The organism is Leminorella richardii (assembly GCF_900478135.1).
Taxonomy (GTDB): Bacteria; Pseudomonadota; Gammaproteobacteria; order Enterobacterales; family Enterobacteriaceae; genus Leminorella; species Leminorella richardii.
Genome location: NZ_LS483470.1, coordinates 3,775,001 through 3,788,187, shown reverse-complemented (window position 1 = coordinate 3,788,187; position 13,187 = coordinate 3,775,001). Strand labels below are relative to the sequence as shown.

Below are 13,187 nucleotides of genomic sequence, written 5' to 3'. Positions count from 1 at the left end.
CTGATTTAATAGAAATATTTTGCGGGGATTGCATTTTATTTTAAGTAAAATCAATTTGTTATTTTGATATTTATTGGTCTTAAAGTATTGTGAAAGGGCGGCTTTGTTTCTCAGCGAAGACTACGGCTATAAATATAAACAAAACAACTATATCGAATTGTAACTATATTGGCTTTGACCCGATCGCTATTTTTACGTTCTCTTATTTAGAGATAACCCATCTTAAGTTAATTATTATTAACTACATGAATATACTTAATATTATTTCCATTTTGGTTTATTTTGTGAGTTGTATCACATATTGAAATGTTACCGGTATCATGTTACTGGTAACGTGTTAGCATAAATCATACTACAGGCCTTCATTTTTTATTGAGATTCAGTTTATGGCGGGACAAAGCATAGTCATTATGGGCGTATCCGGTTGTGGAAAATCCAGCGTAGGTGCAGAACTGGCCAGACGGCTGGGGGCAAAACTCATTGACGGTGACGATTTACATCCTAAAGCCAATATTCAAAAGATGGCTGACGGTCACCCGCTGAACGATGATGACCGAGCTCCTTGGCTTGAACGTCTGAACGATGCGGCTTACAGCCTGCGGCATAAGAATGAAGTCGGCTTTATCGTATGTTCTTCCCTAAAGCGCAGGTACAGAGAATGCCTGCGTAAGGGAAACCCAGAGATGATTTTCCTGTACATGAAGGGAAATTTTGACGTGATTTTATCTCGCCTGAAGGCGAGAGCAGGGCACTACATGCCGACCGAGTTGCTGCAAAGCCAGTTTGATGCCCTAGAAGAGCCAGGCGTAGACGAGAAAGATGTGTTACACGTCGATATTAACGGCAGCTTTGATGATGTTGTAGAGCGCGGCATGGCAGCATTAAGCGAGGCTGGCGTAACGCCTCGCCGGAATCAGGCGGCTTAAATACTGCCGCCGGGTAGAAGCGTGAAGCCCAGATCGAGCATCTTGGGCGTGACTTCTTCTCCCTTGAGCCGAGCCAGCAGCCGCTGAGCGGCGATTTGGCCCATTTGCTCACGGGGCGTCAGGACGCTGGTCAGCTTAGGTTCCATAGACTGCCCGATATCATGGCCGTGGAAACCGGCAATGGCGATATCTTGAGGAATACGTAATCCCTGCCGCTGGCACTCAAAGGCAGCGCCGACGGCAATATCATCGTTGGTGCAGAATACGCTGTCAGTGTCAGGGTAGCGGCGTCTTGCTTCTTTAAGAAGCTCTCCCCCAAGGCTGTATGACGATGAACGATCGGTACAGATGCTGCGGGGTTCCAGATTAAATTCACGCATGGCTTGCTCATAACCCTGCATTCTTATAATGGTACGCTCATCGAGCCGAGCGCCGAGATAGACAGGATGCGAGTGACCATGTTGCAGTATCGTTTTGGTCATTTGATACGCCGCGTCGTGGTTGTTAAAGCCAACGGCGAGATCGATACAGGGGCTGGTGCTGTCCATGATTTCAACGACTGGAATGCCGGAGACTTCAATCATCTTCAGCGTGCGTTCTGTGTGAGTACGGTCAGACAAAATAAGACCGTCGATATTGTAGGACAGTAGCGACATGAGCCGCAGCTCTTCGCGCTCTGCGCTATAGCCGTAGTGAGCCAGCATCGTTTGATAGCCGTGCGAGTCCGTTACGCTTTCGATACCTCGCAGCACTTCGGCGAAAACCTGGTTGGTTAATGAAGGAAGCAGAACGCCTATTGCCTTACTGGTCGCGTTTGAGAGGATTTCTGGCGCCCGGTTAGGAATGTAGCCCAGTTCGTCAAGCGCTTCGGCGATTTTGTTGCGAAGCGCGGCAGAAACCTGTGATGAATCGCGCAGGTAGCGACTGATTGTCATTTTGGTTACGCCGACGCGATCGGCGACGTCTTGCAGGCTTGGTCTTTTTTTCTTCATTTTTCAACCAATTGAAGCGTCATGGAGAACGCTAGTTTAACAAAGAAATGCCCGTGCGGGTATGTTTGTCTTGATAAAGCCGACGCTATTGTTCGGTGCGGCTGTTTTCCATCATAGGGTAAATCGGCGCTAAACGCAGTGAGAGAACAGCGTTTGAATGAAATAAGTAGGCCTTCCATTTTTCTGGTTTGGTGCCTCTTTTCAGACCGACGTGACGATGAACGACGAAAGGCCTGTTGCTGTCAGCGTCATGAATACCGTTTTTCACTTATCCAGTAGCTGAATCGAGTAAACTCTCTTTTAAAAGCTATTGTTACCGGTATCATTTGCGTATATAGTGATTTTATGGCTGCAGTTAGGGCCTCTTTTATTACAGGTCCGCGACAGAGCCGGGCGGTTAAGGGAAATCGGCTTTCGCGGAAGCGTTTTATAACCTTCTTACTCACTCTATAACCTTCATCATAGAGAGGCGGAGCACCACATGAACCCTACCGTTGAGCGCGTAACGCAAAAAATTATTGCCCGTTCGAAAGAGAGCAGGGCGCGCTACTTGGCTAAAATAGACGCTGCGAAAGGAACGACGGTTCATCGCGCCCAACTATCGTGCGGCAATTTGGCTCACGGCTTTGCCGCCTGCTCGCCGGACGATAAAGCATCCTTAAAAAGCATGGTGAAAAGCAATATCGGCATTGTGACGTCTTACAACGATATGCTTTCTGCTCACCAGCCCTATGAACACTATCCGGATATCATCAAGCGTGCGCTGCATCAGGTCGGCGCGGTCGGCCAGGTTGCCGGAGGCGTACCCGCCATGTGCGACGGCGTGACGCAGGGGCAGGACGGCATGGAGCTTTCGTTGCTCAGTCGCGACCTGATCGCCATGTCTGCGGCGGTTGGGTTGTCCCACAATATGTTTGATGGAGCGCTGTTTCTCGGCGTTTGCGACAAAATCGTTCCTGGGCTGTTTATTGCTGCGATGGCCTTCGGCCACCTGCCCGCTGTTTTTGTGCCCGCGGGGCCGATGCGCACTGGGCTTTCCAATAAGGAAAAAGTGCGCATTCGCCAGCTGTATGCCGAGGGCAAAGTTGGGCGCGACGCGCTGCTGGAATCCGAAGCCGACTCTTATCACGGCGCCGGCACCTGCACGTTTTACGGCACCGCTAACTCAAACCAAATGGTAATGGAAGTGATGGGTATGCATCTTCCGGGCTCATCTTTCGTTTACCCTGATATTCCGCTGCGCGAGGCGCTAACGGAAGCCGCGGCGCGGCAGGTCACTCGCATGACAGAGAGTTCAGGTAATTACCTGCCAGCAGGGCGACTGGTGGATGAGAAAGTCATCGTGAACGGTATTGTTGCGCTGCTGGCGACCGGTGGTTCCACCAACCACACCATGCACTTGGTGGCGATGGCGAAAGCGGCGGGCATTATCATCACTTGGGACGACTTTTCCGAGCTGTCTGACGCGGTGCCGCTGCTGTGCCGCATCTATCCGAACGGGCCAAACGACATTAACTATTTTCAAGCTGCGGGCGGCGTGTCTCTACTGGTTCGCACGCTGCTTGACGGCGGCCTGCTGCATGAGGACGTTAACACCGTGGCGGGCTTTGGCCTTCGCCGCTATACCCAAGAGCCTTTCCTTGAGGACGGCAAGCTGGTGTACCGTGAGGGGCCGAAGGCGTCGTTAGACGCTGAAGTTATCGCTTCTATGGATACGCCTTTCTCCCCGCACGGCGGCACTAAGGTGCTGTCCGGCAATTTGGGGCGCGCAGTGATGAAGACTTCCGCCGTGCCAAAAGAGCGCCAAAAGATCGTTGCTCCGGCGGTGGTGTTCGACAGCCAGTACGATATTGACGCGGCGTTCAGTGCCGGTCTACTCGATCGTGACTGCGTTGTTGTTGTGCGCTTCCAAGGGCCGAAGGCACTGGGAATGCCGGAACTCCACAAGTTGATGCCGCCAATGGGCGTCCTGATGGATCGCGGCTACAACGTGGCGCTAGTGACTGACGGTCGGCTGTCCGGCGCGTCGGGGAAAGTGCCCGCGGCGATACACGTGACGCCGGAAGCTTACGTCGGTGGCCTGTTGGCGAAAGTGCGCGATGGCGATCTGATCGAGGTTGACGGCGTGAGTGGCAGTATCCGTCTGATGGTTGACGATGCTGAACTGCAACAGCGTCAGGCCGCAGTGCCCGATCTGACGGCCTCCCATGTTGGTACCGGCAGGGAGCTGTTCTCGGCGCTCCGTTTACAGATATCCGGAGCGGAAGAAGGGGCGAGCTGCTTTACGTTTTGAAATGTGTTCTGAAATGCGTTCTAAAAATAGAAAAAGGGATACTCTGTATCCCTTTTTTGTGACCCTTATCTACCATCACTAGGACGACGCGTTCTTCTTACGCAGCAGCCTCAGCGAGTTGGCAGTCACCAGCGCGGTAGCGCCAGAGTCGGCTAGCACAGCCAGCCACAGGCCAGTGAGCCCGAACAGGCTAGTGACGAGGAAGATAGCCTTCAGCCCCAGCGCAATGGTAATGTTCTGGCGGATCACGCTTCGCGTCGCGCGGGACAGTGAAATCATATCTGCCAGACCGATAAGGCGATTGTGAGTTAGCGCGGCGTCTGCTGTCTCCAGCGCGACGTCGGTTCCTCCTCCCATAGCAATACCGATAGTCGCCGTTTTCATGGCCGGAGCGTCGTTGATACCGTCACCCACCATAGCCGTCGGCTGGGTTTTATTCAGCGCGGCTACGGCAGTGACTTTATTTTCCGGCAGCAGCCCGGCTTCGTATTCGATGTTTAGCTCTTCGGCAATGGCCGCCGCCGCGCGCGGGTTGTCCCCGGTGAGCATCACGCCGTTAACGCCGAGCTGCCGCAGCGCATCAAGAGCGCTTTTTGCGTCTTCACGAAGCGTATCCCGCAGGGCAATCATACCGATGGCGATGTTGTTTTGCAGTGCGACGACGACGGTTTTCCCCTGCTCTTCCAACTGAAGAACGCGCTGCTGATGGCCGACGGAAAGGATTCCTTCTTTCAGCTTGGCAGGAGAACTTATCAACACCTCTGAACCATTTACGTTTCCCTGAACGCCCACGCCAGCGAGCGCCCGACGATCCTGTGCCTGAATATAGCTAACACCGCGCTCCTGTGCGTAGCGAACTATCGCCTGAGCCAGCGGGTGGTGCGACCCCGTTTCTACAGCGGCGGTCAGGGTAAGCAGTTTGTCCTCGGTGACATCGCTGAGCGTGACGACGTCCGTGACCATAGGTTTACCCTCTGTCAGCGTACCGGTCTTGTCGAAGGCGATTTGGCTGACTGCCCCTAACTGCTCAAGAGCCGCTCCCCCTTTGATGAGCGCTCCCCGGCGGGTTGCTGCCGCCAGTGCCGATGTGATGGCAGCAGGCGTTGAGATCACCAGCGCACAAGGGCAGCCGATAAGCAACAGCGTCAGGCCGCGATAGATCCAGGTTTCCCAAGGCTGACTAAAGAACAGGGGCGGTACGATCACCACTAGCAGGGCAAACAGCATGATGGCGGGAGTGTAGTAGCGGCTGAAGCGGTCAATAAAGCGCTCGATGGGGGCGCGGCGCTCTTCTGCCTCTTCTATTAGGGTCAGAATACGGTCGATAGCGTTGTTACCCGGCTCTGAAAGCACGGTCAGGCGAACGACGCTGTCGACGGCTAGGCTGCCCGCAGCCACTTTTTCACCGCGCAGCCGTTCAACGGGAATGGACTCTCCCGTCAAGGCGCTTTCGTCAAAGCTAGCGCCGCCGCTGAGCAGCGTGGCGTCTACCGGCAGGCGCGTGCCGGGGGCGATTTCTATTTCATCGCCGGGCCGCAGGCTGTCTGCGGTGACGACTTTGCGCTCACCGTTGGATAACAAAACGGCTTCGTCCGGCAGCAGCGCCATCAGGGAGGAAACCCCCTGACGAGCGCGGTTAGCGGCGTAGGACTCCAGCAGTTCGCCAATCATAAACAGCATCAACACCATGGCGGCTTCTTCCGTTGCGCCGATAAACAGCGCGCCGATGGCTGAGATACTCATCAGAGTTTCAATGGCGAAGGGCGTCCCGGAGCGGGTAAGGCGTATAGCCTGTAGCCCAATAGGGAAAAGGCCAACGAGCGTGGTGAGAATAAAGGCCAGCCTGCCGTAAACCGGAGAAAAGGACTCAATTCCCCAGCTCACCAAGATCATGACCGCCAGTGCGACAGGGAACAGATAGTCTTTAAAGCGTGACGGCTTGTCTGACTTGGCGCTTGGCGAGCCGGCTTCGGTTAGGGTGTAGCCCGCTTTTTTTACAGCCTGCTCAATGTGGGACGTTACACTGCGATTTGGGGTGTCGACAACCAGCTTTTCTGTCGCGAACAGAACCCGTGCGCGCGTAACTCCCTCAACCTGAGCGACGGCAGTTTCGACTTTTTTCGCACAGCTGGGGCAGTCCATACCGGAAATTTGCCACGTAAGGCGAACGTTTCCTTGAGAAACGGCTTCAAGCGGTTCTTGAGCTACAGAGCCCTGAGAACTACAGCAGCTTTCACCGTGATGGTGAGAGTGTTCCGATTCGTGCTGGTGGTCGTGTTGATGCTCGTGAGCGTCATGACTATTTTCATGTGAAGAGGCGCACTGCCCACCGCAGCAGCCCTGCTGTTCTTGGTTTGTGTGAGTGTGGTTACTCATAAATGGAACCCTCGGTTTTCATCTGATGAGATGACTCTACACTTTAGAGTCTACTCCAGAGTCAAGGATAAAGAATAAGAAAGTTTTTGGCTGTTTATTGTTCGTATGTAAACTTTATTTTTGTGGGAAGGGTGACGTGACTTGCCTATAATGGCGTAAATTCGTTGTTCACCGTTGAGTTGCTTTTTTATGCCGTCATTAATCGCGACAACCCTGCTTTGGGCTTTTTCTTTTAGCCTTATTGGCGTTTATCTGGCAGGGCAGGTCGATAGCTGGTTTGCCGTTTTTATTCGCGTAGCGTTGGCTTTTATCGTTTTTCTTCCTTTCTTACGCTTTAAAGGCGTGACGCTGCGCCAGATGCTGCTGTATATGAGCGTCGGCGCGCTGCAGCTGGGGCTAATGTACCTGTTCTACTACCATGCCTTTTTGTACCTCAGCGTGGCGGAAATACTACTGTTTACCATCATGACGCCGATTTACGTCACCCTTCTGTATGACATTCTGGCCGGAAATCGCCTGCGCTGGGGGTACATATTGAGTGCTCTACTGGCCGTTATCGGCGCGGCCGTTATTCGCTATAACCCACTAAGTGCACAGTTTTGGGTGGGGCTGGGGCTCATTCAGGGGGCTAACGTCTGTTTCGCTATCGGGCAGGTTGGCTATAAGCGGCTGATGGAGGTCTATCCAATGCCTCAGCGTAACGCATTTTCATGGTTTTACTTCGGTGCGTTGTGCGTTGCTGGGGTTGGCTGGCTGCTGTTTGGCGATGCGGGCAAGATGCCAACGACGTCTCTACAGTGGGGGATCCTGATTTGGCTGGGCGTTGGCGCCTCTGGCCTCGGCTACTTTATGTGGAACTACGGCGCAACGCAGGTGGACGCCGGAACGCTGGCCATTATGAACAATGCCCTTATCCCCGCAGGGCTGGTGGTCAACTTTGCCCTGTGGCAGCACGATGTCGACTGGCTCAGGCTGGTGATAGGGGGAGGCATTATCTTTGCTTCTCTCTGGGTGCATAAAAAGTGGGTAGTCTCTCGCGCTGCATTGGCCTAGGCCGCTTTTACAAACGGTAGCGTCGCCGAGTGCGCTTTGGCGACGCCTATAAAAGCCTCAACGGCAGGCTGCCGCTGTTCGCCGTCTCGAACCGCGGCATATAGCCGACGCCACAGCCCTTCTCCCAATGGTTTCGTCACGATAAGCCCCTGTCTTTCTGCATTCTCTACTGCCCAGTGTGGTAGGGCTGCTACCCCCATTCCCGCTGCAACCATTTGAATCAGCAGTAGCGTGTTGTCGACGCTCTTTAAGGTCGGCTGAACGCCCGCAGGCTGTAAAAATCGGTTCCAGACGTCGAGCCGCTGGCGCTGTACCGGATAGATAAGCAATGTCTCCTGCGCCAAGTCCTGCGGCTGCAAGTGGGGCGTCTGAGCTAGAGGATGATCGGGGGCGACCGCGAGCCTGACTTCAAAATCAAACAGTGCGCTGTAGTGCAGGTGAGCGCTTGGCTGAATGTCGGACGTCATGACGATGTCTAGCTCTCCCTGCTGGAGCGCGGGCTGAGGATCAAACATAACGCCGTTTTTGAAATCCAGCTCCACGTCAGGCCACTGCTGGCGAAAGGTGGTTAGCGCGGGAGTGAGCCACTGAATACAGCTGTGACACTCAATGGCCAGCCTCAGGCTTGCTTTTGTTGGCGTACTGCACGACTGCAATGCCTGCTGTACCAGAGGAATGACCTGATTAGCCAAGCCTAACAGGATATCCCCTTGGGCGGTGAAGCGAAGGGGCTGGCTTTTGCGAATAAAGAGCCGGTAGCCAAGGCGCTGTTCTATTTCGTTGAGCTGATGGGAAAGCGCCGACTGAGTCAGGTGCAGTGAAACAGCGGCAGCGGCCAGTGTGCCCGTCTGGTGCAGAGCCTGTAGCGTTTTCAGATGCTTTATTTCGATCATGAAAATCTTTCACCTCAGGTATGAATAAATTGCGCTTGTGGCAATTACCCTACCTGGTAATTATAGATGTGTAAACATCTAGATGGCTAAATGAGGCGAATATGACAGTTCTAAACCATACATTAGGGTTTCCGCGCATTGGCGCAGACCGAGAGTTAAAAAAGGCACTGGAGGGCTATTGGGGAGGTAGCGTTTCCCGTGAGAGTCTGCTTGAAACGGGCAAAGCGCTGCGCGCTCGCCACTGGAAGCAGCAGAGCGAGGCAGGGATAGACCTGCTGCCGGTTGGCGACTTTGCCTGGTACGATCATGTGTTAACGACCAGCCTGCTGCTGGGCAACGTGCCTGAAAGGCATCGCGATGGAAGCGCTGACATTGATACGCTGTTCCGTATCGCTCGCGGTCGGGCGCCTACGGGTGAACCCGTTGCGGCAGCGGAAATGACCAAGTGGTTCAACACTAACTATCACTATATCGTACCCGAGTTTACTGAAGGCCAAGGCTTCCAGCTTTCCTGGAATCAGCTGTTTGATGAGGTTGATGAAGCGATTGCGTTAGGGTATCGCGTGAAGCCAGTGCTGCTTGGCCCGTTAACCTACCTGTGGCTAGGCAAGGTCAAAGGGCACAGCTTCGACCGCTTAACGCTGTTGGAAGCCCTTGTTCCTGTTTATCAACAGATCTTAAAGAAACTGGCAGAACGAGGGATTGAGTGGGTACAGATTGATGAGCCGGCTCTCGTGCTGGACTTGCCGGAAGCGTGGTTAGCGGCCTATCAGCCGACCTATCGCGCGCTGAGCGGGAACGTCAAACTGCTGCTGACTACCTATTTTGACGGTGTAGAGCATCACTTGGAAACAGTGCGCCAGCTGCCAGTTCAGGGGCTTCACGTGGATTTAGTGGCGGGAAAAGACGACGCGAATCGCCTGCACGAAGCGCTGCCTGCTGACTGGGTATTTTCATTAGGGGTAATTAACGGGCGAAACGTTTGGCGCTCAGAGCTGGATTCGTGGTTCGATAAACTGCAGCCGCTGGTAGCGAAAAGAACGTGCTGGATAGCCAGCTCCTGCTCCCTGCTGCATAGCCCTATCGATCTGGATCGTGAAACGCGGCTGGATGATGAAGTGAAAGGCTGGTTTGCGTTTGCGCTACAAAAGTGTCGGGAAATTAGCCTGCTCTCCGAGGCGTTGAGCGATCCGGCAAGGGCCGATCGTCGCCAGAAGCTGGTGGAGTACAGTGCGCCTATTCACGCGCGCCGCGGCTCTTCTCGCGTGCACAATCCAGCGGTTGCTGAGCGTCTGGCTGGCATTAGACCACAGGACAGCCAGCGTCAAAGCCCATATTCGCGACGAGCCGAGATTCAAAGGGAAAAGTACCGACTGCCCGCGTGGCCGACGACGACAATCGGCTCCTTTCCGCAAACAACGGAAATCAGAACGCTGCGGCTGGATTTTAAACAGGGGCGCCTTGACGGCTCTAAGTACCGTACAGGTATCGCTGAACACATCCGTCAGGCGATTGTTGAACAGGAGCTGCTGGGGCTAGACGTGCTGGTTCACGGTGAAGCAGAGCGTAACGACATGGTAGAGTATTTTGGCGAGCGGCTGGACGGCTTTGCCTTTACGCAAAACGGCTGGGTGCAAAGCTACGGTTCTCGCTGCGTTAAGCCGCCGATTATTGTGGGTGATATCAGCCGCCCAGAGCCGATTACGGTTGAATGGGCGCGGTACGCTCAGTCCCTGACGGAAAAACCGGTGAAAGGCATGCTGACCGGCCCGGTTACCATTCTCTGCTGGTCTTTCCCGAGGGAAGACGTCGATCGTGAAGTTATAGCCAGACAGATTGCGCTGGCGCTCAGAGATGAAGTGCAAGATCTTCAGCAAGTCGGTATCGGTATTATTCAGATCGATGAACCAGCGCTGAGAGAGGGGCTACCGCTGAAAAGAGCGCAGTGGGACGAGTATCTTAACTGGGCGACAGAGGCCTTTCGCCTCAACGCGTCCGGCGTTCAGGATGAAACGCAGATCCATACTCACATGTGTTACTGCGAGTTTAACGACATTATGGACGCAATTACTGCGCTGGATGCCGACGTCATCACCATTGAAACGTCACGTTCTGACATGGAGCTGCTGGAGACGTTTGAAAGCTTCGAGTACCCCAATGAAATTGGCCCGGGCGTTTACGATATTCACTCGCCAAACGTGCCCACGGTAGAGTGGATTGAGGCGCTGCTGCGTAAGGCCTCACAGCGGATCCCGGCAGAGCGTTTGTGGGTAAACCCAGACTGTGGATTAAAAACGCGAGCCTGGCCAGAAACCCGACAGGCGTTAACCAACATGGTGCTGGCGGCTCGCCGACTGCGCGCTGAAGCATAGCGTTTGTTCTGTCTGAAAAGGGCGGCAAGGGAAACCTTCCGCCCTTTTTTATGTCGTGTTTACGTCGTGCTTTGGCGCGTGAATATCCTGATTTTATTGCGCGATTCGTCAGGCTGAGCGCTATCATGATAAGGTGAAAGAACGTCATCAGGCCTTGGGGGAATAATGGAAAAGTTTGCTGCGCTGTATTCATCGCATTTGGCCGTTTTACAGCACCGCGTTCGGGAAGTGCTGGAAAAAACGGGGCTGGAAGCGCTTCTGATCCATTCCGGTGAGCCGCTGGGCATTTTTATGGACGACAGAGACTATCCGTTTAAGGTTAATCCTCACTTTAAGGCCTGGGTGCCGGTGACGAATGTTCCTCACTCTTGGCTATGGGTTAACGGCGTCGACAGGCCGAGGCTCTGGTTCTATTCCCCCGTAGACTATTGGTACAGCGTCGAGCCTATGCCAGAAGGGTTTTGGACGCCGTTCATCGATATTTCCCCCTTGCGAAACGCCGATGATATCAACGGTGCTTTAAAGCAGCCGCTTAGCCGCACGGGCTATATCGGATCTTCGCCGTCAAGAGCCGTTCGACTAGGAATCGCTGAGGAAAATGCCAACCCCAAGGGCGCTATCGACTACTTTCACTTTTATCGCTCCTATAAGACGGATTACGAACTGGCCTGTATGCGTGAGGCTCAAAAAGTGGCGGTTGACGGGCATCGAGCCGCGCGCGATGCGTTTTATTCCGACATGAGCGAATTTGACATCAACCTTGCGTACCTGACAGCGACAGGGCATCGGGATGTCGATGTCCCCTATGACAACATTATTGCTCTCAATGAGCACGCTGCGGTGCTGCACTATACTCGGCTTGAGTCACGCCTGCCGGAGCGGGTCAACAGCTTTCTTATCGATGCCGGAGCAGAGTTTAACGGCTATGCAGCGGATTTAACGCGCACCTACGCCAGGGATAAAGAAAGCGACTTCGCCCATATGATTAAAGCGCTGAATGCCGAACAGCAGGCGCTGATTGCGACGCTCAAATCCGGCGTAAACTTTCTTGATTACCATCTTCAGATGCATCAGCGAATTGCCAAACTGCTGAAGCAGTTTGATATCGTTGTCGATCTGAGTGAAGAAGAGATTGTCAGCTCGGGCATCAGTCGAGCCTTCTTCCCGCACGGGCTCGGTCACCCGCTAGGGCTTCAGGTGCATGACGTGGGCGGTTTTATGCAGGATGCGATTGGAACCCATCGCGCGCCGCCTGCTGAGCATCCGGCACTGCGCTGTACTCGCGTGTTGGAGCCCGGAATGGTGATGACCATCGAGCCGGGGCTGTATTTTATTGATTCTTTACTGGCGCCTTGGCGCAGCGGCAGCCATGCCCGTCACCTCAACTGGGCGCGCATTGACGAATTGAGTCCGTATGGTGGTATCCGTATCGAGGATAACGTTGTTATCCGTAAAGACCGAATCGAAAACGTGACGCGGGATTTAAAGCTTGCCTGATGAAACCGTACCCCATCCCCGCTGAAACCGTCTCGTTTTGTGAAGAGATAAAAAAGAGTCGCTTTATGACCTACCTTGCTCGGGCGGAAGACGCCGACTCGGCCAAGAGGTTTATTCAACAGATGCGCGATGAGCACCCGGACGCTCGCCATCACTGCTGGGCGTTTGTTGCCGGTGCACCGGACGATTCCCAGCGCTTGGGCTTCTCCGATGACGGAGAGCCGTCAGGAACTGCGGGAAAACCGATGCTGGCACAGCTGATGGGCAGCGGCGTAGGGGAAATTGTTGCGGTAGGAGTACGCTATTACGGCGGCATTCTGTTAGGGACAGGGGGACTGGTTAAAGCCTATGGAAACGGTGTGCAGCAGGCACTGAAGCTTTTACCGACTCGCCTTATGGTTCCTCAAGAAGCCTATCAGCTGTCGTGTGAATACGCTCAGCTTGGCATGATAGAAACGCTGGTTGAGCAAGCGAGTGGAAAAGTGGTTGAAGCGCAATATGGCGCTAATATTCAACTAACACTGCTGTTACCTGCGGCAGATGCAGAGAAAGTTGCTAATAAGTTACGCGATGCGAGTCGGGGAACATTGCTTTTGTCTCCGGTTAAGTAATAATTCTCGGGTCTTTATTAAAACAAGGTTGTACCGGCATGCACTTTCGCACAATAACCCGCATCGTTGGGCTTTTGGTTATCCTCTTTTCCGGGTTGATGTTTATTCCTGGCATTGTGGCATTAATCTATCGCGACGGCGCCGGACGTGCATTCACGCAGACGTTCATTGTTA

At 53.8% G+C, this 13,187-nt stretch carries 10 protein-coding genes (1 of these 10 cut by a window edge); 7 read left to right on the top strand and 3 right to left on the bottom strand.

The features are described 5' to 3' along the window. Positions 1-386: 386 nt before the first annotated feature. Positions 387-926: a gluconokinase gene (locus tag DQM29_RS17170; protein WP_111741803.1), complete on the top strand. Its 540-nt coding sequence runs from the start codon at positions 387-389 to the stop codon at positions 924-926. Here DQM29_RS17170 and gntR read toward each other — a convergent pair. Beyond that, positions 923-1,918, bottom strand: coding sequence for a gluconate operon transcriptional repressor GntR (gntR, locus tag DQM29_RS17165; RefSeq protein ID WP_111741802.1), 996 nt, complete (start codon positions 1,916-1,918; stop codon positions 923-925). The two genes, DQM29_RS17170 and gntR, sit on opposite strands and share 4 nt — an antisense overlap. A gap of 481 nt (positions 1,919-2,399) precedes the next feature. Between gntR and edd the strand changes: the two genes are divergently transcribed. After that, positions 2,400-4,211 carry a phosphogluconate dehydratase gene (edd, locus tag DQM29_RS17155; RefSeq protein ID WP_111741800.1) on the top strand — a complete coding sequence of 604 codons (1,812 nt, stop codon included), beginning with the start codon at positions 2,400-2,402 and terminating at the stop codon, positions 4,209-4,211. 78 nt (positions 4,212-4,289) lie between these two features. Here edd and DQM29_RS17150 read toward each other — a convergent pair whose 3' ends face one another. After that, positions 4,290-6,587, bottom strand: a complete 2,298-nt coding sequence (locus DQM29_RS17150; protein ID WP_111741799.1) for a zinc/cadmium/mercury/lead-transporting ATPase — start codon at positions 6,585-6,587, stop codon at positions 4,290-4,292. A 189-nt stretch (positions 6,588-6,776) separates the two neighbouring features. On the opposite strand from DQM29_RS17150, the gene DQM29_RS17145 reads away from it, so the two are divergent. After that, positions 6,777-7,640 (top strand): carboxylate/amino acid/amine transporter, encoded by an 864-nt coding sequence (locus DQM29_RS17145; RefSeq protein WP_111741798.1) that lies wholly within the window; start codon positions 6,777-6,779, stop codon positions 7,638-7,640. Here DQM29_RS17145 and metR read toward each other — a convergent pair. Beyond that, positions 7,637-8,533 (bottom strand): HTH-type transcriptional regulator MetR, encoded by an 897-nt coding sequence (gene metR / locus DQM29_RS17140; RefSeq protein WP_111741797.1) that lies wholly within the window; start codon positions 8,531-8,533, stop codon positions 7,637-7,639. The genes DQM29_RS17145 and metR overlap by 4 nt on opposite strands. Before the next feature lie 101 nt (positions 8,534-8,634). Here metR and metE point away from each other — a divergent pair, with 101 nt between their 5' ends. The 4 genes from metE to DQM29_RS17120 form a co-directional block, all read left to right on the top strand. After that, positions 8,635-10,905 carry a 5-methyltetrahydropteroyltriglutamate--homocysteine S-methyltransferase gene (metE, locus tag DQM29_RS17135; protein ID WP_111741796.1) on the top strand — a complete coding sequence of 757 codons (2,271 nt, stop codon included), beginning with the start codon at positions 8,635-8,637 and terminating at the stop codon, positions 10,903-10,905. Positions 10,906-11,070: 165 nt separating this feature from the next. Next, positions 11,071-12,402, top strand: a complete 1,332-nt coding sequence (pepQ, locus tag DQM29_RS17130; protein ID WP_111741795.1) for a Xaa-Pro dipeptidase — start codon at positions 11,071-11,073, stop codon at positions 12,400-12,402. Beyond that, positions 12,402-13,013, top strand: a complete 612-nt coding sequence (locus DQM29_RS17125; RefSeq protein ID WP_111741794.1) for an IMPACT family protein — start codon at positions 12,402-12,404, stop codon at positions 13,011-13,013. Before pepQ ends, DQM29_RS17125 begins: the two co-directional genes overlap by 1 nt. Positions 13,014-13,051: 38 nt before the next feature. After that, positions 13,052-13,187, top strand: partial view of a TrkH family potassium uptake protein gene (locus DQM29_RS17120; RefSeq protein WP_111741793.1) — the start only. 1,316 nt of this gene lie beyond the right edge of the window; the window shows 136 of its 1,452 coding nt (coding positions 1-136); the start codon lies at positions 13,052-13,054; its stop codon lies beyond the right edge, outside the window.

Coding starts and splice junctions, on each gene's coding strand:
- DQM29_RS17170 (WP_111741803.1), top strand. CDS start 387: ATGGCGGGACAAAGCATAGTCATTATGGGCGTATCCGGTTGTGGAAAA.
- gntR (WP_111741802.1), bottom strand. CDS start 1,918: ATGAAGAAAAAAAGACCAAGCCTGCAAGACGTCGCCGATCGCGTCGGC.
- edd (WP_111741800.1), top strand. CDS start 2,400: ATGAACCCTACCGTTGAGCGCGTAACGCAAAAAATTATTGCCCGTTCG.
- DQM29_RS17150 (WP_111741799.1), bottom strand. CDS start 6,587: ATGAGTAACCACACTCACACAAACCAAGAACAGCAGGGCTGCTGCGGT.
- DQM29_RS17145 (WP_111741798.1), top strand. CDS start 6,777: ATGCCGTCATTAATCGCGACAACCCTGCTTTGGGCTTTTTCTTTTAGC.
- metR (WP_111741797.1), bottom strand. CDS start 8,533: ATGATCGAAATAAAGCATCTGAAAACGCTACAGGCTCTGCACCAGACG.
- metE (WP_111741796.1), top strand. CDS start 8,635: ATGACAGTTCTAAACCATACATTAGGGTTTCCGCGCATTGGCGCAGAC.
- pepQ (WP_111741795.1), top strand. CDS start 11,071: ATGGAAAAGTTTGCTGCGCTGTATTCATCGCATTTGGCCGTTTTACAG.
- DQM29_RS17125 (WP_111741794.1), top strand. CDS start 12,402: ATGAAACCGTACCCCATCCCCGCTGAAACCGTCTCGTTTTGTGAAGAG.